20 protein-coding genes and 1 pseudogene are annotated in these 23,137 nt (G+C 72.3%); 14 read left to right on the forward strand and 7 right to left on the reverse strand.

The features are described 5' to 3' along the window. Positions 1 to 9: 9 nt before the first annotated feature. Entirely contained in the window at positions 10 to 1,563 is a 1,554-nt protein-coding gene (locus KIT14_02065; protein MCW5889318.1) for a winged helix-turn-helix domain-containing protein, read from the reverse strand. Between the two features lie 145 nt (positions 1,564 to 1,708). Between KIT14_02065 and KIT14_02070 the strand changes: the two genes are divergently transcribed. Then, positions 1,709 to 1,930 carry a tautomerase family protein gene (locus tag KIT14_02070; GenBank protein ID MCW5889319.1) on the forward strand — a complete coding sequence of 74 codons (222 nt, stop codon included), beginning with the start codon at positions 1,709 to 1,711 and terminating at the stop codon, positions 1,928 to 1,930. Between the two features lie 90 nt (positions 1,931 to 2,020). Here the strand turns inward: KIT14_02070 and KIT14_02075 are convergent, their stop codons facing one another. Next, positions 2,021 to 3,337: a glycosyltransferase family 39 protein gene (locus KIT14_02075; GenBank protein ID MCW5889320.1), complete on the reverse strand. Its 1,317-nt coding sequence runs from the start codon at positions 3,335 to 3,337 to the stop codon at positions 2,021 to 2,023. 52 nt (positions 3,338 to 3,389) lie between these two features. Further along, positions 3,390 to 4,604, reverse strand: coding sequence for an endo-1,4-beta-xylanase (locus KIT14_02080; GenBank protein ID MCW5889321.1), 1,215 nt, complete (start codon positions 4,602 to 4,604; stop codon positions 3,390 to 3,392). Positions 4,605 to 4,795: 191 nt separating this feature from the next. Between KIT14_02080 and KIT14_02085 the strand changes: the two genes are divergently transcribed. After that, positions 4,796 to 5,998, forward strand: a complete 1,203-nt coding sequence (locus tag KIT14_02085; protein ID MCW5889322.1) for an NADH:flavin oxidoreductase — start codon at positions 4,796 to 4,798, stop codon at positions 5,996 to 5,998. 325 nt (positions 5,999 to 6,323) lie between these two features. Here the strand turns inward: KIT14_02085 and KIT14_02090 are convergent, their stop codons facing one another. After that, positions 6,324 to 6,947 carry a TetR/AcrR family transcriptional regulator gene (locus KIT14_02090; protein MCW5889323.1) on the reverse strand — a complete coding sequence of 208 codons (624 nt, stop codon included), beginning with the start codon at positions 6,945 to 6,947 and terminating at the stop codon, positions 6,324 to 6,326. A gap of 82 nt (positions 6,948 to 7,029) precedes the next feature. On the opposite strand from KIT14_02090, the gene KIT14_02095 reads away from it, so the two are divergent. The 9 genes from KIT14_02095 (at position 7,030) to KIT14_02135 (ending at position 16,458) form a co-directional block, all read left to right on the forward strand. Beyond that, complete coding sequence (locus tag KIT14_02095) at positions 7,030 to 8,358, forward strand: DUF2236 domain-containing protein (protein ID MCW5889324.1); 1,329 nt, start codon at positions 7,030 to 7,032, stop codon at positions 8,356 to 8,358. Between the two features lie 11 nt (positions 8,359 to 8,369). Continuing rightward, positions 8,370 to 9,131: a TIGR00730 family Rossman fold protein gene (locus KIT14_02100; GenBank protein ID MCW5889325.1), complete on the forward strand. Its 762-nt coding sequence runs from the start codon at positions 8,370 to 8,372 to the stop codon at positions 9,129 to 9,131. A 345-nt stretch (positions 9,132 to 9,476) separates the two neighbouring features. After that, the gene (locus KIT14_02105) at positions 9,477 to 11,318 is read left to right on the forward strand and encodes a GMC family oxidoreductase (protein ID MCW5889326.1); all 1,842 of its coding nucleotides are present in this window, start codon (positions 9,477 to 9,479) and stop codon (positions 11,316 to 11,318) included. Between the two features lie 43 nt (positions 11,319 to 11,361). Beyond that, complete coding sequence (locus tag KIT14_02110; GenBank protein ID MCW5889327.1) at positions 11,362 to 12,096, forward strand: MBL fold metallo-hydrolase; 735 nt, start codon at positions 11,362 to 11,364, stop codon at positions 12,094 to 12,096. Positions 12,097 to 12,234: 138 nt separating this feature from the next. Beyond that, positions 12,235 to 12,702: a GFA family protein gene (locus KIT14_02115; GenBank protein ID MCW5889328.1), complete on the forward strand. Its 468-nt coding sequence runs from the start codon at positions 12,235 to 12,237 to the stop codon at positions 12,700 to 12,702. A gap of 262 nt (positions 12,703 to 12,964) precedes the next feature. Next, positions 12,965 to 13,780, forward strand: a complete 816-nt coding sequence (locus KIT14_02120; GenBank protein MCW5889329.1) for a VacJ family lipoprotein — start codon at positions 12,965 to 12,967, stop codon at positions 13,778 to 13,780. Between the two features lie 71 nt (positions 13,781 to 13,851). Further along, positions 13,852 to 14,772 (forward strand): ABC transporter ATP-binding protein, encoded by a 921-nt coding sequence (locus KIT14_02125; GenBank protein ID MCW5889330.1) that lies wholly within the window; start codon positions 13,852 to 13,854, stop codon positions 14,770 to 14,772. Continuing rightward, on the forward strand, positions 14,772 to 15,350 hold the full coding sequence (locus tag KIT14_02130) for an ABC transporter substrate-binding protein (GenBank protein MCW5889331.1): 579 nt from the start codon (positions 14,772 to 14,774) through the stop codon (positions 15,348 to 15,350). The genes KIT14_02125 and KIT14_02130 overlap by 1 nt, the downstream gene beginning before the upstream one ends. 4 nt (positions 15,351 to 15,354) lie before the next feature. Then, on the forward strand, positions 15,355 to 16,458 hold the full coding sequence (locus KIT14_02135) for an ABC transporter permease (GenBank protein MCW5889332.1): 1,104 nt from the start codon (positions 15,355 to 15,357) through the stop codon (positions 16,456 to 16,458). Between the two features lie 18 nt (positions 16,459 to 16,476). On the opposite strand, the gene KIT14_02140 is transcribed toward KIT14_02135, so the two are convergent. Together KIT14_02140 and KIT14_02145 are read right to left on the reverse strand one after the other, a co-directional pair. Continuing rightward, positions 16,477 to 17,166, reverse strand: a complete 690-nt coding sequence (locus KIT14_02140; GenBank protein ID MCW5889333.1) for an N-acetylmuramoyl-L-alanine amidase — start codon at positions 17,164 to 17,166, stop codon at positions 16,477 to 16,479. Positions 17,167 to 17,414: 248 nt separating this feature from the next. Beyond that, on the reverse strand, positions 17,415 to 18,785 hold the full coding sequence (locus tag KIT14_02145; GenBank protein ID MCW5889334.1) for a hypothetical protein: 1,371 nt from the start codon (positions 18,783 to 18,785) through the stop codon (positions 17,415 to 17,417). Between the two features lie 177 nt (positions 18,786 to 18,962). On the opposite strand from KIT14_02145, the gene KIT14_02150 reads away from it, so the two are divergent. The 3 genes and pseudogenes from KIT14_02150 to KIT14_02160 all read left to right on the forward strand — a co-directional run bounded on the left by KIT14_02150 (position 18,963) and on the right by KIT14_02160 (position 20,967). Further along, complete coding sequence (locus tag KIT14_02150) at positions 18,963 to 20,663, forward strand: serine hydrolase (protein MCW5889335.1); 1,701 nt, start codon at positions 18,963 to 18,965, stop codon at positions 20,661 to 20,663. After that, positions 20,597 to 20,815: pseudogene (locus KIT14_02155) on the forward strand (hypothetical protein). Before KIT14_02150 ends, KIT14_02155 begins: the two are co-directional and overlap by 67 nt. A gap of 26 nt (positions 20,816 to 20,841) precedes the next feature. Then, positions 20,842 to 20,967 (forward strand): hypothetical protein, encoded by a 126-nt coding sequence (locus KIT14_02160; protein MCW5889336.1) that lies wholly within the window; start codon positions 20,842 to 20,844, stop codon positions 20,965 to 20,967. A gap of 38 nt (positions 20,968 to 21,005) precedes the next feature. Here the strand turns inward: KIT14_02160 and KIT14_02165 are convergent, their stop codons facing one another. Further along, the gene (locus KIT14_02165; protein ID MCW5889337.1) at positions 21,006 to 22,556 is read right to left on the reverse strand and encodes a carboxylesterase family protein; all 1,551 of its coding nucleotides are present in this window, start codon (positions 22,554 to 22,556) and stop codon (positions 21,006 to 21,008) included. Between the last annotated feature and the right edge of the window lie 581 nt (positions 22,557 to 23,137).

A 23,137-nucleotide genomic window follows, 5' to 3' on the forward strand; every position in this document is an offset into this window, starting at 1 on the left:
GACGCCGCGTCAGAGCCCGAAGCGCGCCAGGCCGGTGGCGATGCGTACCCGCAGCGCCTCGGAGCGCATCGGGAAGGCGCGGAAGAAGTCCGCCTGCCCGAGGGCGGCGTCGCGGGCGCGGACGTCGGCCGCCCACGCCGCGGCGCGGGCCGGGTCGCCGCCCAGCGCGTGCGCGGCGACGGCGATCATCGCGATCAGGACGTGCGCACCGGGGGCGAGCGCGGCGCGCTCGGCCCACGCCGCCGCCGTCGGGTCGTCGCCCTCCGCCAGGTGCGCGAGCGCCCGGGTGGCGAGCATGGCGTAGTGGAGGGGATCGAGCGGGCTCAGCCGCATGGCGACGTCGACGTGGGCGCGTCCCTCGTCGGGCCGTCCCCCGAGGGCTTCCGTCCAGGCGCGGGCGTACATGCCCTGCGCGTAGCTGGGGCTGATCGCCGTCGCCCGCTCGAGCCACGGCAGGCTGCGGCCGAGATCGCCGACCAGCCAGTAGCAGCGCCCCATCGTGAAGTTGACGAAGGGGTCGAGCGGCTCCAGCTCGAGACCGCGCTCGGCGCAGCGGTGGGCGCGCGCGATCTCGCCGTCGCGGTCGGCCGTGTGACGCAGGAACGCCGACTGGAAGTGGAGGAACGAGCGCCCCGCATGGGCGCGCGCGAAGCCGGGGTCGAGCCCGATCGCGCGCTCGAACAACGCCGCCGCCGCGGCGTTGCCGGCGCGGTCGAAGCGGAACATGTGCTGCAGGCCGAGGTGGTACGCCGCCCACGCGTCGAGGTTCTCGCTGCCGGCGAGACGCGCCAGGTTCGCCTCGTGCTGCGGGATGCGGAGCTCGAGCTCGATCAGCACGCGCGCGCGGATGTCGGCGCGGATGCGGTGCACGTCGCCGACGCCGCCGTCGAAGCGCTCCGCCCAGACGATGCGCGCGTCGCGCGTGTCGCTGAGCTCGACGGCGACCGTCAGGTGCGAGCCGAGGATCTCGGCCGTCCCCGTGAGGCAGTAGCGCACGCCGAGGCGGCGTCCCACGTCCTCCAGCGTCACGTCGGCGGCGCGCAGGCGGAACGAGGAGCCGCGCGCGGTGACGAAGAGCCAGCGCAGCCGCGCCAGCTCCGCGATCAGCTCGTCGGGCAGACCGTCGGCGATGGCGGCGTACGGCCCCGGCTCGCCGATGAAGCGGAACGGCAGCACGGCGATCGACGGCCGCGCACCCGGATCGACGGCCGGCTCGGCCTCGGGCGGCGGCTCCGGGGCGGAGACCGCCTGGGACGGGATCGCGACCGGCGCGACGAAGCGAAAGCCGCGGCCGTGGACCGTCTTGATGAACCGCTGCGCGCGGCCGTCGTCGCCGAGAGCCTGCCGGGCCGACTTGATGCGGCTGGCGATGGCCGCGTCGGAGACGACGCGCCCGTCCCACACGGTGGCGACGAGATCGTCACGCGAGACCAGGCGATCGCGCTGCGCGATCAGCAGGGCCAGCACCGCGAACACCTGCGGCTCCAGCGCCAGCGGCCGGCCGTTCTCCCGCAGCTCGACCGTGCCCAGGTCGAGCTCGAAGCGGTCGAACCGGAAGATCACGCCCGCAGGTTAGGCCAGCGCCAGGGTTTCTCCAAGAAACCTCCCGAAACTCTCCAGACGGCCTGCAAGCATGCACCGGCGGACGGTCCTACGCTCCGGCACATCACGCCGCCTCGAGGCGGCCCAACCATGCGAGGAGGCCCCCATGCCCAGCGTCACGATCGACGTCATCAAGGACGTCTTCACCCCGAAGCAGAAGCAGGACCTCATCCAGAAGGTCACCGAGGCCATGATCGAGGTCGAGGGCGAGGCCATGCGCGGCGTCACCTGGGTGCGCATCCAGGAGTTCGAGGGCGGCGACTGGGCCATCGGCGGCAAGCCGCTGTCGGCCGCCGACGTGCACGCGCTCGCCGGCCGGCGCGCCTGAGGCACGACGGCGTCGGCGGCCGGGCGTCTCCGCGCCCGGCCGCCGCTCGTCGTCGCCGTCCCTCCCGCCCGCGGCGCGCGCTGGACGGCGTCAGGCGAAGAAGTCGACCACGGTCACGATCGTCGCGACATCGACCGCCAGCAGCACGACGAGCAGCCCCCACCAGAGTCGATCCGGGTCGAGGCGCAGCCGGCGGGCGGCCTCGAGCAGCCCGCCCGCCGCCAGCACGGCGAGGAAGGCGACGACGACGAACATGAAGCGCCCCTGGGGCTGGGGAAACGACCGGTTGTAGTGCACCACCCCGCCGAAGCACGCGACGGCGAAGAACGCCGCGACGGCGAGCGCGGTGCGCTCCGCGCCGCCGCGCGTGAGGCGCGGCACGAGCCCGCCGGCGATGACGAGCGCGAGCGCGCCGTAGAGCCAGTACACGGGTGCCGGCAGCCAGACGTTCATCCAGCCGAGCACGCCGACGAACGACGCCGCGACGAGCCGCGGCAGGTCGGTCCAGAAGTAGGCGTCGCTGAGCGCGCGGTCCAGCACCAGGAAGGGCAGCGTGCGGCGCTCCATGTCGACCGTCAGCGGGTCGCCATAGAGCAGCGCGTTGCGGATGAAGACCGGCGTGGCGAGCAGCAGCGCCGGGACCAGCACGCGCAGCCCCCGCCGGACCGCCCCCGGCCAGTCCGTCACCCCGGCCGACGCCGCGATCGCGAGGGCCCCCACGGTGCCGGGCAGGAGACACATCGTGGTCTTCTTCGTGAGCAGCGCGAGGCCGAGCAGGACGCCGGCGCGCGTGAAATGCCGGGTGTCGTCCGGCCGCACGAGACCGCTCAGCAGCTGCCAGGCGAACAGCGCGGCGAGGAGGGCCGTCACGTCGTCGGCCGTCACCGCGGCCGACACGGCCGCGAACTGGGGCAGCGTCGCGACCAGGAGGGCCGCGATCGCCCCCGCGCTCGCACCCAGGACGACGCGCACGGCGGCCCCGACCGCCAACACCGTTCCGGCGCTCGCCGCCACCGAGAGCAGCCGCAGGCCGTAGAAGCCGAGCCGGTCGCGCGTCGACGGGAAGCCGAGCGCGCTCTGCGCGAAATTCGGCACGTCGGTGCGCATGCCGCCGTGCCAGCGGTGCGCGGGATTGGGCCTCGCCCGCACCCAAATGCGGTCGTCGTTCTTGGCGACGCGCACGAAGAGCCCGGCGAGCACGTAGTAGAGCGGCGCCTGATGTCCCTGACCGAAGACCTGCCGCGCCGGATCGTCCTGGTACGGCAGCTCGCCGTGCTCGGCGATGTAGTTCGCGTATGCGAGGTGTGCCGGCTCGTCGGGCGCCTCGTACGGCGGCAGCAGGAACGCCAGGGCCGTCGCGAAGACGACGCCGATGGCCGCGGCGGCCCACTCGCGTCGCGTCGGCATGCGGCGGAACGTGTATGCCGCAGGCCAACCGCCTTCAAATCCGACGCCCGCCCTACGGTGCGCCGACCACCACGACCGCGCGCCCCGGACCGCGCTCGAGCGTGAACGCCGCGTGCGCCGGGCCGCCCGGCGCCGCCCACTCGACGACGTACTCGCCGAGCGTCGCGTCGAGCTGCACCGCTCCCGCGGCGTCCGCCGTCAGCGTCGCGCGCGTGCGCCAGCGATCGTTCAACAGCGACAGCATCGCCTCGCCGTGACGCGTGATCCGGCGCGCGTCGTCCCACAGGCCGACGTCGAACTCGTCGCGCCCCGCGACCTTGTTCCAGATGCCCCAGACGACGATCTGCTCGACGGACGGATGGCCCCACCACAGACGCATGATGCCCTCGGCCTGCGCCGCGCGCTGCTCGGGGTCGTCGGGCTGGACGAAGTTGGTCTCCGTCATGTGGATCGGCAGCCCGGCCTCGGCGAGCGCGTTCAGCGCCGCGGCATAGTCGTCGATGCGGGTGCGGCCGGAGAGGTCGACGGGGACGCCGACGTACGCGAGCGTCGGCGCGTAGTGCGACTGCTGGCCGATGGCGTGCACCGACACGCCGGCCGCGAGCAGCGCACGCACGCGGTCCCGGACCTCGGCCGCCGTGGGCGTGGGGAAGCCGGTGAACACCTCGACGATCCACTCGTTGAAGACGAGCGTGGCGCCCGGATCGGCAGCGTGGGCCCAGCGGAAGACGTCGTCGGTGATGCCGTGGCCGAGGCGGTCGATGAACCAGGGGGTGGTGAGGTTCAGCGTCTCGTTGGTGGCGTCCCAGATGCCGATCCGGCCGCGATGGCGACCGACGGTCGTCTCGACGTGGCGACGGAGGTAGCCGCGCAGCGCCTCGCGCTGGCTCGGGGTCAGGCTGGGCGACGGGAAGCGATCGACGAGCCACTGCGGCCCGCCGCTGCTGCCGAGCGGCGGGCCGTTGCCCCAGAGCAGGGGATGGCCCTTCACCAGGAAGCGCCGCGCGCGCGCCCATTCGACGTCGGCGTCGACCGCCGCGAAGCTCCACACCCCGTCGGCGGGCTCGACGTTGCGCCACTTGGCGGTGTTCTCGAGGACGGCGACGCTCGTGTGCGGCACGGTGATCGACTCGAAGAAGGCGAGGTCGTCGGCGCTCGGCACCGATCCGGGCGAGCGGCCGCTCGCGATCCATCTCGGCCCGTTCGGCACGGGCGCGACGGCGGTGTGCGCCCGCGCCGAGGCGAAGTAGGCGCTGCGCGCCGGCACCGCGCGGCGACACGATGGGGACGCGTCGCGCACACGAACGGGCCACCGCGTCGCTCGTCCGGACCGCGGCAGCGACGAGGTTCGTCCCCGAGCTGGAGCCGCATCGCTCGGGCGATCGGTTGCTCCCGCCGCCGCTCCCGCGGCACAAGCATGCCGATGGCGACCCCGTCCCGCTCCGAGGCGCCCTGACGATGCTTCCTCCGCCCGATCCGTTCGCGCCCGCCCGCCTCGGTCCGCTCACGCTGAAGAACCGCTTCGTCAAGGCGGCGACGTTCGAGGGCGTCTCGCCCGGCGGCCTCGTCTCGCGGGAGCTGATCGGCTACCACCTGCGGCCGGTGCGGGGCGGCGTCGCGATGACGACGGTCGCCTACCTCGCGGTCGCCCCCGAGGGCCGCACCGACGCCGGCTGCATCTGGCTGCGCCGCGAGGCGCTGCCGGGCCTGCGTCGTCTCGTCGACGCCGTCCACGCCGAAGGGGCGCTGGTCGCCGGGCAGATCGGCCACGCCGGCCCGGTCGCGAACGCGAAGAGCAACGGCGTGCCGTCGCTCTCGCCCGGGCGCATGTTCAGTCCGCTCTCGATGCGCTTCTCGCACGCCATCACGCCCGCCGAGATCGCGCGCGTGACGGACGACTACGCGCGCGGCGCCGCGCTCATGGCCGAGGCCGGGTTCGACTCCATCGAGATCCACCTCGCCCACAACTACCTGCTCTCGTCGTTCCTGAGCCCGCGCTTCAACAAGCGGCGCGACGCCTGGGCCGGCAGCCTCGAGAACCGCGCCCGCTTCGCGCGCCAGGTGGTCGCGGCGGTGCGCGGCGCGGCGCCGCCGCACATGGCGGTGACGGCGAAGATCTCGCTGCACGACGGCGTGCCCGGCGGCTTCAAGCCGCCCGAGAGCGTGGCGTTCGCGCGCATGCTGGAAGCCGACGGCCACCTCGACGCGCTAGAGATGACCGGCGGCTCGTCGCTCGCGAACCCGATCTATCTCTTCAAGGGCGAGGCGCCGCTCGCCGACTTCGCCAAGGTCCTGCCGCCGATCCCGCGGCTCGCGTTCAGGCTCTTCGGCAAGCGCTTCATGCCGTCGTACCCCTTCACCGAGGGCTACTTCCGGCCCATGGCGCTCCAGGTGCGGGAGGCCGTCGCGATGCCGCTCGTCTTCCTCGGCGGCGTCAACAGGCTCGCGACCGTGCAGCGGGCGATGGCCGACGGCTTCGACTTCGTCGCCATGGGCCGCGCCGTCCTGCGCGAGCCCGACCTCGTCCAGCGCATGCAGGACGGCATCCAGACCGAGGGCACCTGCATCCACTGCAACCGCTGCATGGTGTCGATCTACAGCGGCAGCCGCTGCGTGGTGGACCACCCGGAGCCGATCGTCGCGTCGGGGCCGGTGGCCTGAGCAGCGGCGCATTGCGCGGCTTACGCCGGGGCGCAAGGAGACCGCAGGCCGGGCGGCGCACACGCGCCGGTCCGTGCCCGACGAAAGGAGCCCCCACCATGTCCCGTATCGACGCCAGCCTCTCCGGCCAGTTCCGCATCGGCGGCGAGATCACGATCAACCGTCTCGGCTTCGGCGCCATGCGCATCACCGGCCCTGGCATCTGAGGCGATCCGAGGATCGGAGGCGCTGCGCGTGCTGCGACACCTGCCCGAGCTCGGCGATGAGCTTCATCGACACCGCCGACACTCGCCCACATCTCGGCAGGGGTCGGCGGCCCGGCCGCTCAGCGCCGGCGGCGCAGGGCGTCCCGGCGGCCTGCCGCCACCAACGCGCCGAGATACGCCTCCATCAGGCGTACCAGCTCGTCCTCGAGCGCTGCCGGATCGAGGCCCAGCTCCGGCTCCGCGCTCGCCGCGCGCAGGAGGCCGATCGCCGCGTGCGTCAGCACGAACGCGGACTCGGGCGTGAGCGCGACGTCGAGCCGCGCCTTGCCGGCGATCGCCGCGAAGAACGCCTCGTGATGCCGCTGGAGCACACCCTCGCCGCCGCGGTGGAAGAGCGCGTCGAGCAGCGTCCGCCGCGTCGACGGCGAGCCCTCGAAACCGCTCATGAGCGCGCGCACGATCGGGCGCACGGTGCCGAGATCGGGGCGCTCGATCAGCATCGCGGCGATGCGCTCGCGCACCGCGGCGGCGCTGCGCTCGGCGAGCGCGGAGAGGATCGCCTGCTTGTCGGCGAAGTACTGGTAGACGGTGCCGATGCTCACGCCTGCACGCTCGGCGACCTGGTTCGTGGTGAGCCGCTCGACGCCGCCGCTCTCCAGAAGTTGAACCGCCGCCGTCAGGATCGCGTCGACGGTCGAGCTCGCGCGCGCCTGGCGGGGGATTCTTCTTGGCTTTTCCGTCATTTGTCGTGCCTGGCCGGGCGCAGCCGGCGGCCGGGGCAAAGGCGAGTTCGAATCTGAGCACTTATCACATATCGTGGACGCCATGACCGCCACGCTCGACGAGGTCCGCGCCCGGGTCGCCGCCCAGAAGACGCTGCTGCCGTCGCTCTACGGACAGATCGATTTCGACACGATGCCGGAGCGGTACACCGACGACCCCGCGCAGGCGATCGTCCAGGACCGCGCCCCCGGCGGCGTCGCGGTCACGGACTACGAGCTCGATCTGGTGCGCGCGTACACGATGCTCGGCGACGTCGTCGCCGACGCCTACGCCGCGCTGATGCCCGCGATCCCCTTCCGCCGCCTGATCGCCATGCTCCAGGAGGCGTGCGAGCGCGGCGTCGAGCAGGTCGAGGACGCGCCGCCCGAGCTGGTCGCGTTCATCCGCTCGATGGAGCAGACGCCCGACTGGGTCGACATGGACCTCGTGCGCGAGGGCGCGCGGCTCGACCTGAACGCCACCGCCAACGTCTCGCCGTACGCCATCCGCGGCGCGTTCATCGCCACCTTCCTGAACAAGTACTCGGCGCTGCCGATGGCGATGACCGGCACCCTCAGCAACGAGACCGCCGCCCGCCGCGTGCGCGAGACCGCGCACTTCTTCGCCTGTACCGTGCTGCCCGGCGCGCTGGGCCGCCACGGCGAGGGCTTCAAGGCCGCCGCGATGGTGCGGCTCATGCACTCGATGGTGCGCGTCAACGTGCTGCGCTCCGGGCGCTGGGACGCGTCGGTGTACGGCGTGCCGATCCCGCAGGTCGACCAGATGCCGGCGGGCCTGATCCCGATCTTCCTGCTCGCCTTCCGCCTGATCGGCGAGGGCCGGCGCGAGTTCACGCCGGCCGAGCGCGCGCAGGTCGAGCTGGCGCGCTACCGCTGCTTCCTCCTCGGCCTGCCGGAAGACCTGCTCGCCGACACACCGGAAGGCGTCGTGCGCATGATGACCGCGCGCAACACCACGCTGCGCAACGGCTTCGACGACGAGACCTGCGCCCCGCTGATCCGCGCCACGCTCGCCGCCTACCTCCCGAACGACGACAGCTGGGCGAGCCAGCTCTTCGATCAGGTCGAGCGGCGCTTCGCGAAGCTGATCTTCCTGAAGCACTTCCTCGGCGGCGACCGCGCGATCGCCGACAAGATCGGCGTGCCGATCGACAACCTCGACATGGCGATCGGCATGACGGTCGGCCTCGGCATCGCGGCGCAGGTGAAGCTGTACGACATCGCCGAGAGCATCCCGCTCGTGCGCGACGTCGCGCACGCGCTCCTCGTGCGGCGCGTGGAGGGCCTGCTCGACGGCTACGGCAAGGCGCGCTTCACCACGGACGCGTCGAAGTACCGCTCGGCGGCGAAGTCGCCCGCGCACGCGGCGTGAGATAGGCGGCGATGAGCGGCGCCGCGCGCACCGGGGAGCGTCGATGGGGCAAGTGTCCCCCGGCCAGCGAGGAGATCCGCTTCCTCCAGGGGCCGCAGTCGCGGCGCACCGAGCTGCTGCGCGTGCTCGGCATCGCCTGGGAATTCATCCGCGGCTTCCGCACGCTCCACTTCGTGGGCCCCTGCGTCACGGTGTTCGGCTCGGCGCGATATCCCGAGTCGCACCCGTACTACGGCATGGCGCGCGACGTCGGTGCAGCCCTGGCGCGGGCGGGCTTCACGGTGATGACGGGCGGCGGGCCGGGGATCATGGAAGCGGCGAATCGCGGCGCGCGCGAGGTCGGCGGACGCAGCGTCGGATGCAACATCGAGCTGCCGAAGGAGCAGCGGCCCAACCCCTACCTCGACGCGTTCGTCACCTTCCGCCACTTCTACGTGCGCAAGGTGATGCTGGTGAAGTACTCGTACGCCTTCGTCGTCTGCCCCGGCGGCTTCGGCACGCTCGACGAGGCCTTCGAAGCGCTCACGCTGATCCAGACCGGCAAGATCGAGGACTTTCCCGTCGTGGTGATGGGCACCGACTTCTGGAGCCCGCTGCGCCGGACGATCGACGAGCTCGCCCGCGGCGGCACCATCGATCCGCAGGACGTGCGCCGCGTCACGTGGTGCGATTCCCCTGCCGAGGTGGTGGCGGCGATCCGCGATCGCGCGCTGCACGAGTTCGGCCTGTCGTACGCGCCGAGGATGCGCCGTCGCCGCCTCCTCGGCGAGTGAGGACGCTCGACGGGCTTCAGCGCAGAGCCGCCGTGCACACGCACGCTGCCGCGCGCCTGCTCGTGCCGGCCCTGCATGACTGCGTCCGGGTGAGACGAGTCAGCGAGACTCGGCCGCGACCGGCAGGGTGACGGAGACGCGGGCCCCTCTCTCTGCGCCGTCGTCGTCGACCGCGATCCGGCCCCGTGCGCCGTCACGATCGACCGGCAGATCGCGAGGCCCATGCCCATGCCACGCTCCCTCGTGGTGGAGAAACTCGCGAACAGCCGCTCGGTGCTGGAGCTGGACGCGATCGCCGCGCAGCGGCGGCGCGCCCGGGAGGGAGCGGTGGGAGATGAACGATGCATGCGACTCTACCTCGTGGCGGAGGAAGAGGAGCGCCGGGCCGACGGGGCCGCCGCTTGCGCGGCGCCGGCTCGGCGTAGAACTGTCGCCCGATGCGGCGGCGGCAGGCGGCGATCGTACACGCGCTCACCGCCGCCATCGTGTCCGAGCGCTGGCCGGACCGACCCGCCGACGCCGAGCGCCTGGCGCGCGTCACGGCGGCGGCGCTGGCGCAGGCCGGCCGCGCCCCCGACGTCATGCGGCTGCCGCTCGCCGTCCTGCTGCACCTCTTCGACGCGGCCCCGCTGGGGCGCGCCGGCCGCCGCTTCGCGCGCCTCGACCGCCGGGCGCAGGCGGCGGCGGTCGCACGCTGGCGCGACGCCCGGCTCGGCGTCCTGCGCAGCTTCGTGCGCTACTGGGAGAGCGTCGTCGTGCTCGCCTGGTACGCCGACGACGAGATCCGTGCCGCCTAGCGGACTCGACGCCGAGGTCGTCGTCGTCGGCTCCGGGCCGGGCGGCGCCATCACCGCGGCGCTGCTCGCCGAAGCCGGTCGCGACGTGGTGGTGCTCGAGGAGGGCCCGGCGCCGATCGCGGCGTGTCCCCCGTACTCGCTGCGCGAGCTGGCGGAGAAGTACCGCGGCGGCGGCGGCCTCGCGGCCATCGGCCGCGTCCCCGTCGCCTACGCCGAAGCCCGCTGCGTGGGCGGCGGCAGCGAGATCAACAGCGGGCTGCACCACCGGCCACCGGACGAGGTGCTCGACGCCTGGCGGCGGCGCTTCGCGATCGAGGACTTCGACGCGACCGCGCTGGCGCCGCACCTCGCCGCCTGCGAGCGCGACGTGGGCGTGCACGCACGTCCCCACGCGGCTCCGCCGGCGTCGCAGAAGCTGCTCGACGGCGCGGCCCGTCTCGGCCTCGCCGCGCTCGACGTGCCCCGCTACGCCGACTACGCCGCCGGCGGCGACGGCCGCCGGCTCGGCATGACGACGTCCTACCTGCCGCGGCTCGCGGCCGCCGGCGGACGTCTCGTCGCCGACACCCGCGTGCGGCGACTGCGACGCACCGGCGGCGACTGGGAGCTGCTCGCCGAGCAACCGGGCGGCCGCGTCACGTTGCGCGCGCGCACCGTCTTCGTCGCCGCCGGTGCCGTGCAGACACCGGCGCTGCTGCGGCGCAGCGGCGTCACCCGCAACGTCGGAGATACGCTCGCGCTGCACCCGATGGTGCGCGTGCTGGCGCGCTTCCCCGACGCCGTGAACCCGCCCGACGCCGGCATCGCCACGGCGCAGGTGAAGGCGCTGGCACCGCGGCTCAGCCTCGGCTGCTCGGTGAGCACGCGGCCGTTCCTCGCGCTCGCGCTCGCCGAGCATCGCCGGCGGCTCGACGACGTCGATGCGGACGCGAGCCGCATGGCGCTCTACTACGCCATGTCGACCGGCGGGCGCGGCTCGGTGCGGGTGCTGCCGGGACTGCGCGATCCCCTCGTCCGCTACCGGCTCGAGCGCGACGATCTGGCGACGCTCGCCGACGGCCTGCGCGTGCTCTGCCGCACGCTGCTCGCCGCCGGCGCGACCGAGGTCTACCCCGGCGTGCTTGGGCTCGGCCCGCTGCGCAGCGAGGCAGACGTCCCGCCGGTGCTGCCGCCGGACCGCACCAGCGTCGTGGCGCTGCACCTGTTCGCGTCGTGCCCGATGGGCGAGGACCGCCGCCGCAGCGCCGTCGACTCCTTCGGCCGCGTCCACGATCGCCCCGGGCTCCACGTCGCCGACGCCTCGTTGCTCGGCGGTCCGCCGAGCGTCAATCCGCAGGGCACCGTGATGGGCATCGTGCGGCGCAACGCGCTGGCGTTCCTCGCCCGCTGAGCGGCCGGTTCCCAGCCGGCGCGGCGCGCGCTACACGGGGGCCATGGACAGCACCATCACCGAGATCGCGCCGTCGGTCTTCCGCATCTCCACCTTCCATGCCGACTACGGGATGCAGTTCAATCAGTTCCTGGTGCGCGACGACGAGCCGCTCCTGTTCCACACCGGCTTCCGCGCGCTCTTCCCGACGACGTGCGCGGCGGTGCGCTCGGTGCTCGATCCGGCGACGCTGCGCTGGATCACCTTCAGCCACTTCGAGGGCGACGAGTCCGGTGCGCTGAACGAGTGGCTCGCGGTGGCGCCGCGCGCGCAGGCGGCCTGCGGCCTCGTCGGCGCGGTGACGAGCGTCAACGACTTCACCGGCCGCCCGGCGCGGGTGCTCGAGGACGGCGAGGTGCTGGAGCTCGGAACCCGGCGGCTCCAGTTCCTGCGCACGCCGCAGGTGCCGCACGGCTGGGATGCGAGCCTCCTCTTCGAGCAGACCGAGCGCACGCTCTTCTGCTCGGACCTCTTCTTCCAGCCGGCCGATCCGCCGCCGCTCAGCGAGGGCGACATCGTCGGTCCCGCGCGCGACGCCATCCTCGCCAATCGCAGCACGCCGTTCGCCAACGACCTGCCGTACACGCCCCACACCGACGCCACCATCGCACGCCTCGCCGCGCTGGCGCCGCGCACGCTGGCGGTCATGCACGGCTCGAGCTACCGCGGCGACGGCGGCCGCGCGCTGCGCGAGCTCGGGGCGGTGATCGCCGCGGCGCTCGGCGGGCGCGAGCGCTGAGCGCCTCCGTGCTGCCGAGAAAGAGCCGCTTCAGGAGCAGGCGGCAGATCGTACCCGGGCCCTCGAGCCGGCCGAGCGCCGCCGCCGATCTTGTCGCTGCTCGTCCACCCGTATAGCGGGCGGCGAGGAGGCATCGACATGGTTTCGCTACCGCTCGAGGGAGGCTGCCACTGCGGCGCGCTGCGATACGGCGTCACGCAGCCGCCGCTGATGGTCTACAACTGCCACTGCACGAACTGCCAGAGGACGAGCGGCGGCGCGTTCTCGACGCCGGCCACGATCCTGGAGGCGGCGTTCGCGTTCACACGGGGAGCACCGCAGCGCTTCGAGTGGACGTCGGATGCCGGCACCACGCGCTTCGGGCTCTCGTGCGGCCGCTGCGGCGGCCGGATCGCGAACGGGCAGGTCCCGACCAACGGGATACTCAGCCTGCGCACGGGTACGCTCGACGACCGGAGCTGGGTCGAGCCGGTCGGCGACATCTGGGTGCGCAGCGCCCAGGCGTGGGTGACGCTGCCCCCGGGCCGCATCCGCGCCGAGCAGCAGCCGGCGGACTACGCGCCGTTCCTGGCGGCGTTCCAGGCCCAGGGCCGCACGTTTTCATGACCGCGTCAGACTTGGGCCGGCAGCATCGCGCACCATGCGTGCAGCGGACGGGCCGGAGTGGGCCGTGGTGCCGACGTGCCGGCCCGTCGGCACCACGCGGGTCACGCCGCCTGCCGTCGTAGCGCGCCGTCGTACGGCAGCATCTTTGCATCGTAGTGCTCGAGATGTGGTTTCCGCGCCGAGTGCGCGCGACATGGCGAGCGGAGATGTCATGAATCGCGGCGGGCGAAAGGTCACAGCAGCACAAGGGATCGCGATCCTCGTGCTCGTCGTGGCTGTCGGCTGCGCACGCAGCCCGGGCGTCCCCGACCCCGACGGGTCGTTCCACGCGTCCGATTTCTTCTCGCGCGCGAACGACCTCGACGACGCGCCCGACTACGATCCGTGGCGCCCGTTCAACGAGGTCGTCTTCAGCTTCAACCACGACGTCCTCGACGGCTGGCTGGTGAAGCCGGCCGCCACGGGCTGGGAGAAGGTCATGCCCGCGGCGGCACGGCGGGCCATCGGGCACGCCTTCGACAATCTCGACATGCCCCGGCGCCTGGTGAACAACCTGCTCCAGGCGCGGCCGATCGGCGCGGCCCGCGAGCTGGGCCGCTTCGTCGTCAACACCACGATCGGCGTCGGCGGGCTGATGGACATCGCGGGGATGCTCCACATCGAGCCCAGCAACGCCGACCTCGGGCAGACGCTCGCCCTATACGGCGTCGGCGCGGGACCGTACCTCGTGCTGCCGGCGAAATCCCCGCTCACCCTGCGCGATGCGATCGGCTCCACCGCCGACGGCTTCCTCGATCCGCTCGGCTTCGTGCTTCCCTTCGTCGCAGACGAGGCACGTGCCGTGGTGAACGCCATCAACGAGCGTTCGCTGAAGCTCCAGACGTTCGCCAACGTCGAAGAAAGCGTCCTCGACCTCTACACGGCCGCACGCAACGGCTACCTCCAGCGACGACGATTCGTCATTCGAGAGGCCGCCGAGTCGCGCGACGAGGAATGGCGCACCGAGCTGGGCTGGATCATGGACGAGCCGGATCGACCCATCGCCGCCGCCATCCCCTCTCCGGAGAACCCCTCGTGAAGATCTCCACGCGTCCGCATCCGGCCGCTTCCGTTCCACGTCCTCGCCTGCACGCCGTCTCGACGGCTGTCGTGCTTCGCGACCTGCGTCGCGAGTACGACGGGCGCGAGGTCGTGCGCGGCGTTTCGCTCGAGATCCAAGAGGGCGAGATCTTCGGCCTCCTCGGCCCGAACGGCGCCGGCAAGACCACGCTGCTCTCCATGATCTCGACGCGGCTACGACCGACGAGCGGCGACGTGTGGGTGCACGGCAAGCACGTCGTGCACGACGTCGACGCCGCCCGCCGCTTGCTGAACGTCGCGCCGCAGGACGAAGGCCTCTACCCGAGCCTCAGCGGCGCGGAGAACCTGACGTTCTTCGCCGAGCTGTACGGCGTGCCGCGCCGGACGCGGCCCGCCGCCGTCGCCGACGCGCTCGAGGCCGTCGGCCTCACGGCGCGCAAGGACGACCGCGTATCGATCTACTCGGGCGGGATGCGACGACGCCTGAACCTCGGTTGCGCGCTGGTGAGCAGCCCGCGCGTCCTGCTGCTCGACGAGCCCACCGTCGCAGTCGATCCGCAGTCGCGCGCCAACATCTTCGACGCGGTCCGCGCGCTCCGTGCACGCGGCATGACGATCCTCTACACCACCCACCAGCTGCCCGAGGCCGAGGGGCTCTGCGACCGCATCGCCGTCATGGACCAGGGCCGCGTCGTCGCCTGCGGCACGCTGCCGGAGCTGCTGGCGCTGTCGCACGCGACCGAGATCATCGAGCTGCGGCTCATGCAGCCGCTCGCCACCACGGCGCCGATCGAGGCCATCGAGGGCGTCCGCTCCGTCGACGCCACCGGCCACGAGCTCCGGGTCTTCACCACCCGCGCACAGCACGTGCTGTCGCGCGTCTACCAGGTCGTGGGCAGGATGGGGCACGGCATCGTGCGCACCCGCGTCACGCCGGTGACGCTCGACGACGTCTTCCTCGAGCTGACGGGAAAGGGGTTGCGGGACTGATGCGCACCGTCGCGATCCTCGCCGTGGGGCTGGCGCTGGCGAGCGCCGGCGGCGTGCGCGCCGACGACGGGCCGATGGCCTTCACCCGCCAGGTGCTCGAGCGCAGCAACCAGATCGTGCGCGGACCGGAGGATCGCAAGCAGAAGCTCGCGGCGCTGAGCGATCTGCTCCGGGGCTTCCTCGACACCGACGCGCTCGCCCGGCTGGCCGCCGAGAAGCATCTCGAGGGCCGCAGCGACGCCGAGGTGCAGGAATTCCTCGGCCTGTTCCACGACTTCTTCGTCCGCACCTACGTCCAGCGGCTGCTGCTGTTCGACGCGCCCGACTTCGCCTACCACCAGGAGCGGATCGACGGCGACACGGCGCACGTCTCGACCGAGGTGGTCACGCCCGGCGATCGCTTCGCCGTCGACTACACGTTCCGGCACACGCCGGGCGGCTGGCGCGCCACCGACATCGACGTCGAGGGCGTCAGCCTCGCGAAGAACTTCCGCGCCCAGTTCGACTCGGCGGTCGCGAAGGACTCGTTCCAGGGGCTGCTCGATCGGCTGCGGGCGAAGGTGAACGGGACGGCGTAGCGGCATGTGGTCCGTCTTCGTCAAGGATCTGCGGGTCTTCCTGCGCGACCGCAACGCGCTCGCCTTCGCGCTCCTGATGCCGGTCCTCGTGATCACGGTGATCGCGCAGGGCTTGTATCGCTCCGATTCGGAGGACCGCCGTCCGCCGCTCGTCCCCGTGGTGAACGAGGACCAGGGCCCCGTGGCGACGACGTTCGTGAAGCTCCTCGGCGAGCACGCCGACGTGCGCGAGGTGAGCCGCCCCGAGGCCGAGGCGCTGGTGCGCGACCGGCACGCAGCGGCGGCGGCGATCGTCTTCCCGCCGAAGCTCAGCAAGCGGTACTTCCAGGGCGTCTCGAGCGAGCTGCTGCTGCTGACGGATCCCGCCGCCGGCAGCGACCTCCAGACCGTGAAGGTGCTCCTGCTCCTGATGGACAAGGATGCGGCCGCGCTCGCCGATCCCTTCGCCGAGGAGAAGATCACGCTGCGCGAGGAGAACCTCACCGGCAACAAGCTCGAGGTCTCGGTCTTCGAGGAGCGCGTACCGGGCTTCGCGTTGATGTTCGTGCTGCTCGCGGTGGTCTTCGGAACGTCCATGAGCATGCACGACGAGCGCGACTCCGGGACGCTGCCGCGACTGCTGATCGTGCCCGGGGGCTTCACCCGCATCATGCTCGGCAAGCTCGCCGCACGGCTCGTCGTCGGCGTCGTGCAGATGCTGGGCCTGCTCCTGTGGGCCCACTGGGTATTCGGCGTCTCGCTCGGGACGTCGCCGGCGGGGATGCTGGTGCTCACCGTCGCCTGCGTGTTCGCGGTGGTCGCCGCCGGCATGGTCGTCGCCGGGCTCACCCGCTCGCGCGAGCAGACGCTGCCGCTGGGCCTCTCGGTGGTGATCGTACTGTCGGCCGTCGGCGGCTGCTGGTGGTCGCCGTCGATGCAGCCCGATTGGATGAACCGCGTCGCCCCCGCCGTCTTCTCGACCTGGGCGATGCGCGGGCTCAACGATCTGATCCTGCGCGAAGGCGGCCTGGCCGCGATCGCGCTGCCGGCGAGCGTGCTGTTCGCCTACGGGGCGGTGACCCTGGCCGTGGGGATGTACCTCTTCCGCCTGCGCCACGCGGGGCGGTAACGCTGGGGCCGCGGCGTCCTACTCCGCGTCCGGCGGGCAGAACCCGTCGGGGGCCGCCGTCGCCTTCACCTTGCTCGCCGGCGTGGCCGCCGCGGCGACCTCCGGAAGGCCGTCACTCCCTGATCCCTTCGACACCAGCGCCTTGAAGGCGGCCCACGGGAACGCCGACCCGGGGTCGGAACGGCGCTTGGGGTCGAGCTTCGCGTGCGAGACCACGTGGGCGAGGTTCGGATACTTGCTCCAGCAGTACCGAACGATCTGCGCCGTGACCTCGATCTGCCAATCGGAGAAGGGGTCGTTCTTCTGCGTGTTGACCACCTCGATGCCCAACGACCAGTGGTTCACCCGCTTGGCGCCGCCGTTGACGCTCGGATGGCTGGCGGTATTGCGCACGTGCCACGCTGCGCGTGCCTCGGGGGCGCACGCCCAGACCAGGGTCCCGTGCTGCGGCTCCTTCTCGGCGGGAACGAGCCAGTGGAACGAGGCGTCACCCGCCTTCATCACCGAGATGGCGCCCTCGGAGCTGGCCCCCGCGGTCGCGTGGATGACGACCGTCGTAACGCCGAGGATCGGGTCGACGCTGCGCTTGGTGGTGCAGGCCTCCCAGTACTTCTGGATGCCGGGATACCAGACCTCGCTCAGCGCGACGTCCGTCGGACGCCCGCGGCTGGAGAGATCGAACTGATACTTGTCGGCCGGACCACTCATCAGCGTGTCTCCTTCGCAACGCGCCGTCGAGCGCGCCGGGGTCACGCGCGCGGGTGTGCAAGAAGGAGACCGACGGCGCAGACGCCTCCGTGCAGGCACTGTGCGGGCCGGATGTCTGCTTTGGGGGACGCAACGTCCAGAGACACGGACGCTACGGGCCTGTCACCGGCGGCGCCCTCGGGACCGAACGCCGTGACACGCGATCGGCCGCCGACGGATCCCTCGGCGGCACGGAGCATGCCACTGCCTCAGCGGATCATCTTCGCCTTGAACAGACTCCCGTCGTCCCGGGCGACGGCGCCGGCGTCGTAGGTCGCCTCGACGCAGCCCATGGTGTCGGCGCGCACCAGCTGCGCGACCACGGGAGCCGCAGCGAACGGCAGCAGGCCGTCGGGCGGGTTCGGGCCCTTCGCGGTGAGGACCACCTTCGCCTTGCCGGCGACGCCCGGCTTCAGCAGTGCGGTTTGTACGCCGTGCGGCGTCCGCGACCCGCTCTTGTACTTGAAGCCCTTGGCACCGAGCGACGTCCACGACGCGCCGGGCGGCAGCGCCACCTCGCCGACCAGCGCGGACAGCGCGCCGCGATACAGGCACAGCGAGTAGCGGGTGGCGTTCGTCGGCGTGCCGAAGTCCGCGAGCGACGTCGCATCGCCCCGGAGCCACTGCCAGACCAGCTCGTCCTTCTGGTCCCGGGCGAGGTCGCGCAGCCGGAGGGTCGAGCGCAGCGCGCTCCGGCAGCCGGCCTCCGCCATCGGCTGGCAGATCGCCTGCGTCGTGCCCAGCACCGGGTAGAGCACGTCGCGCCCGCCGCGGTCGTCGTTGCGCAGCGAGACGTTGAAGAGCGCGTCGAGGTCGCTCGGGATCTGGTTCATCACCGCGAGCGTGTCGAGGTTCGGCGACGACGTCACGGTCGCGAGCGGATCCGCGGCGTCGACCAGGATGGCGTTGTTCGGGTTCGTGTCGGTGTCGAAGTTGACGGTCGGGCCGTCGTGCGGGTGCGCGAGGCCGAGCGCGTGTCCCAGCTCGTGCATCATCAGGCGCTGGAAGATGCGCAGCTGCCGCTCGCGCGTGAACGACGGCGCCACCGCGGCGAGTCGGTCCTTGGCGATCAGGATGTCTGCCCCGTGGATGACCTTGCCGGCGAGCGTCGTGCCGTTGGTGAGCAGCCGATCGGGACGCGCCGTCCACACCATCTGCGCGAGACCGAAGCTGGCGCCGCTGGCCGCGAAATCGGGATCGGTGGAATCGACGGCGAAGACGTCGATCTCCGCCCCCAGCGTACGGCCGCGCACGACCGGCCCGCCGAACGTCAGCTCGAACGCCAGCGCCGGGCTCTCCCAGGCAGCGAACGCCGCCACCACGGCGCGCTCGATGGCGGCGACGTCCTGCGGCGCATTCGCGCCGGTGACGGCGAGCGTGACGGCGGCGGCGAAGCCGGGCTCGATCGCGACGGCGATCTTGCCGTCGGCGAGCCCGCGGCCGCCGACCTCGGTGGCCGACCAGCGCGGCGCCTCGGCGAGGTTCGTGCCGAGGTCGATGGGCACGAACGCGACGCCCGGCGCGGGAGCGACGGCGACCAGCAGCGCCAGGCTCCACGCGGGAAGGAGTCGTCGCGCCATCGGGCCGGCGTACTCGGGGCGTCGTCGGGCTGTCAATGTGAAACGAGTCCCGCGCAAGTGCATCGTACGACGCCAGGGTGCGCGCCTCTGCACCATGTCGCTTCACCGGATCGGCATGCCGCGGTATGGCGCGTTTCGCCGGGGAGTGCACGAACACGTGAAGAGCGAAGGCGACCGATGAAGAGCCCGCTGCGGCGATCCCGCCGCCGGCGCGGGATGGTGGCGGTCGTGGCCGTGGGGGCGCTGCTGCTGACGCCGGGCCGGTTCGCGGCCGCGGCCGGCTCCCCGCGGATCACGGGCATGGCGGCGGCGACGTCGCCCCGGATGGATGCCAAGGAGCTGCGTCGCCTGCTGGGCCAGATCGTCGCCGCCGGCGCGCCGGGCGCCGCCGCACGAGTCGTCGACGGCCGCCGCGTCGTCCAGGTCGCCAGCGGCGTGGCCGATCAGCGGACCGACCGGCGCATGCGCCCCGGGCTGAACTACCGCATCGGCAGCATCACCAAGTCGTTCGTCGCCACCGTCGTGCTCCAGCTGGCCGGCGAAGGACGGCTGTCGCTCGACGACACCGTGGAGCACTGGCTGCCGGGCATCCTGCCCTATGGCTCCCAGGTGACCGTGCGCAGCCTGCTCAACCACACCGGCGGCGTACCCGAGTACGTCGTGGGGCCGTACCTGCGCGTGCTCACCGACCCGCAGGAGCGGCTCCGCTCCTGGACGCCGCGCGAGCTCGTCGCGCTGGTCGCCGACCGGCCCCCGAGCTTTCCGCCGGACACCGCCTGGTCGTACTCGAACACCGGCTACGTGCTGGCCGGGATGATCGTCGAGGCCGCCACCGGGAACGAGCTCGGCCACGAGCTGCGCCGACGCATCTTCCGGCCGCTGCGGCTGCGTGACAGCGCCTTTCCCGGTCGACCGGCCGACCATTCCCGGTCCGCACGCGGCTGGCCATGCCTTCGCACTCGGCCAGGCGCAGGGGCCGCCCCAGGAGCTCACCGACTTCAACCCGTCGATGGCGTGGGCGGCGGGCGCGCTGGTGTCCGACCTCGGCGAGGTGGGGAAGTTCTTCCGCGCCCTGCTGCGCGGTCGCCTGCTGCCGCCCTCGCTGCTGGCCGAGATGAAGACGCCGTTCCCCACCGATCGGGGCTTCGGCTACGGCCTGGGGATCCTCGTGATCGAGACGCCGGCCGGGCCCGTCTTCGGACACGACGGGGCCATTCCCGGCTTCCGCGACGTCGTGCTGAGCACCGAGGACGGCCGCCGGCAGATCGGCCTGATGATGAACGCGGAGCTCGCCACCCCGGCGGTGTCGGCGGCGTTCGTCGAGGCGGCCACGGCGCTGCAGACGCGAGTGTTCGGACGACGAGGCGCCTTCCGGCGCCGCGCCGTTTCGATCACAGTCGCTCCATGAACAAGAACACCCTCTGCCTCTGGTACGACGGGGACGCCGAAGCCGCCGCGCGCTTCTACGCGCAGACCTTTCCCGACAGCGCCGTCGGCGCCGTGCATCGCGCGCCGAGCGACTATCCGGACGGCAAGCAGGGCGACGTGCTGACGGTCGAGTTCACCGTCGTCGGCATCCCCTGCATCGGCCTCAACGGCGGGCCGCAGTTCCCGCACACGGAGGCCTTCTCCTTCCAGATCGCCACCGAGGATCAGGCCGAAACCGACCGCTACTGGAACGCGATCGTCGGCAACGGCGGCGAGGAGAGCATGTGCGGCTGGTGCAAGGACAAGTGGGGCCTCTCCTGGCAGATCACGCCGCGGGTGCTGACCGAGGCCATGGCCGCCGGCGGCGCCGAGGCCAAGCGCGCATTCGACGCCATGATGACGATGAAGAAGATCGACGTCGCGGCGATCGAGGCCGCGCGGCGCGGTTGAGCGCTCGTGGCGCGGGCGGCACGGGGTTCGTCCCGACGCTCGTCGCCTGTCATCATCGGCCCTGGCAGCTCAACGGCCTCACCGACATCGCCGTCGGCCCGGGCGGGCGCATCTTCGTCGGAGACTTCCTCAACAACCGCGTCCAGCGCTTCGACGCCGGCGGGGCGTACCTCGGCGAGTGGGGGAGCGGGGCACCGGTGAGGGGCCGTTCGACACGCCGACCGGCATCGCGACCGACGGCCACGGGCACGTGTTCGTCGTGGACCGCAACAACGACCGCGTGCAGAAGTTCGGCTGTCAGTAGCCGCGAGGAGGCGACGAGGAGATCGGGCGGGACGTCGCCTACCCGCCCGCGAGCGAGCGCCAGAACGTACACTTGTGCGCGGCGCTGAAATCGGACGCCGCCAGGCGGACGGGCCGCGGGGGGACGAGCGAGGCGAAGAAGCCGTCGCCCGAGCGCCGGAGCGGCTTCCACGTCCCTCCCGGCCTCCCGCGCTTCGCGAAGCTGGACCACGCGCGAATCATGCGGTCGGACAGCTCCTGCTGGTCGGCGCTGAAGGTCGGGACGAAGCCGGCGTAGTCGAACAGATAGGGCAGCTCGAAGCCGTGCGACGCGCCGTACGGGAAAGTCGCCGGGGGGAATCCCAGCGTGGGCGCGTTCTCGTCGGCGAACTCGTACGCGAAGACCTTCACGAACCGCGCCATCGCCGTGTCGGCCTCGAACGCCGGACAGGCGAAGATGTAATCCGTCAGGAACGCCGTGTAGTTGAGGTCGGGATTCGGGTAGTCGCTCGCCGGGTATGCCGCCAGCACCGCATCGGTATTCGCTCCGAAGAAGACCGCGGTGAGCCCCGGCAGCTGAGACGGCGTGATCGGCCCGACGACCTGGTTCACGTACAGGCCGATGTAGATGCGCATCTCGTCGCGGTTCGTACCGTTGATCACCGACACGCGATGGAACTCGCCGCTCGCGAGCGCGGCATCGATCGACTTCGGCAGCACGTAGCCGTCGACGTTGGGCGTCGCCGCGATGCCCAGCAGGGCGGGACTGCCGAGCAGGCTCTGCTGCGCGAGCAGCGTCGCGACGGGCAGCGCGCGCAGACATGCCGCCGTCTGATCCGCGCAGCCGACCGCGCCGGCAAACGTCCGCCCGGTGGCCTCCGCTTCGGCCAGCGTCGGCAGCCGCTGCTCGGACGTTCCGCTCTCGCTGATGACGCGACGGAACAATCCCTTCGCCGTCGGGGAGACGAGATGCGCGAACATGCTGTTGCCGCCCGCGGACTCGCCGAAGATCGTCACGCGCTTGGGATTGCCGCCGAACGCGGCGATGTTCTGCTGCACCCACTGCAGCGCCAGCTGCTGGTCCATGATGCCGTAGTTCCCGGAGCCGCCGTAGGACGATTCGGCGCTCAACCCCGGATGCGCCAGGAAGCCCAGCGCGCCGAGCCGGTAGTTCACGGTGACGACGATGACGCCGCCGGTCGTCACCAGCTTCGTGGGATCGAACTGACTGCCGGAGCCGAGGAAGTAGGCGCCGCCGTGCATCCAGACCATGACGGGAACCCTCCGTCGCGGATGCTTCAGCGCCTTCGTCGGAACGTAGACGTTCAGGAACAGGCAATCCTCGTCGGTGCCGGCGCTCTGCGGACACGCGTTGCCGAACGCCGTCGCGTCGCGCGGGGCCGCCCACGGAGCCGGCGCCTGCGGCGGCTTCCAGCGAAGCCCGCCATCCGGCGGTGCGGCGTACGGAACGCCGAGGAAGGCTCCCATGCGGTCGGTCACCGTGCCCGTCACCGGACCGTTCGCGGTTTGGACGGTCGGCGACGGCAGCGCTTTCATCGCGAGGGCCGGCGTCGCGACCGTGAGCGCGAGGACGAGCAGACTGCGTAGCATACGAACCTCAGACTTCCTGCGGCGCGTCGCCGCCGTCGGGCGGCTCGCCGACGATGCCGCAACGAGGGTCCGGAGCGACCTTCTCGACGGTGCCGGCGAGCCGTTCGCGGCCGTACCGCAGCGAAACCCGGACGGTCAAGGAGTTCCGCGAATTCCTCAGTCGTCGCCGCTGTTTGCAGAACACCCCCCTCGTCCGACCTGCTTCCGGGAGCTGCTGGCGCGCGGCAGGTGCTCCGCGATCCGCGGCCGACCGCGGCGGCCGACGCGGTCGGGCAGCGCGCGGCACGCTGACCGCTGGTGGCGCCGCTCGGCTGGCTCCTGCAGCTCCCCCGGGCGGGTCGACGACGCCACCGCCGACGGCCTGCGCGCGCGGCGCATCCGAGCTGGGAAGGTCGGCCGCTCGAGCTGAGCGAGGTGGCGGAGCGCCTCGCTGCCGAGCGGCCGCTCGCGCTGGTGATCGAAGACCTCCACTGGAGCGACGCCTCGACGATCGACGCGCTCGCCCATCTCACGCGCCGTGCGGTCCCGGCGCAGCTGCTCGTCGTTGCTTCCTGGCGGCCGGCCGGCGTGACCGCCGGCCA

This window comes from bacterium (assembly GCA_026129405.1).
Classification (GTDB): domain Bacteria; phylum Desulfobacterota; class Binatia; order DP-6; family DP-6; genus JAHCID01.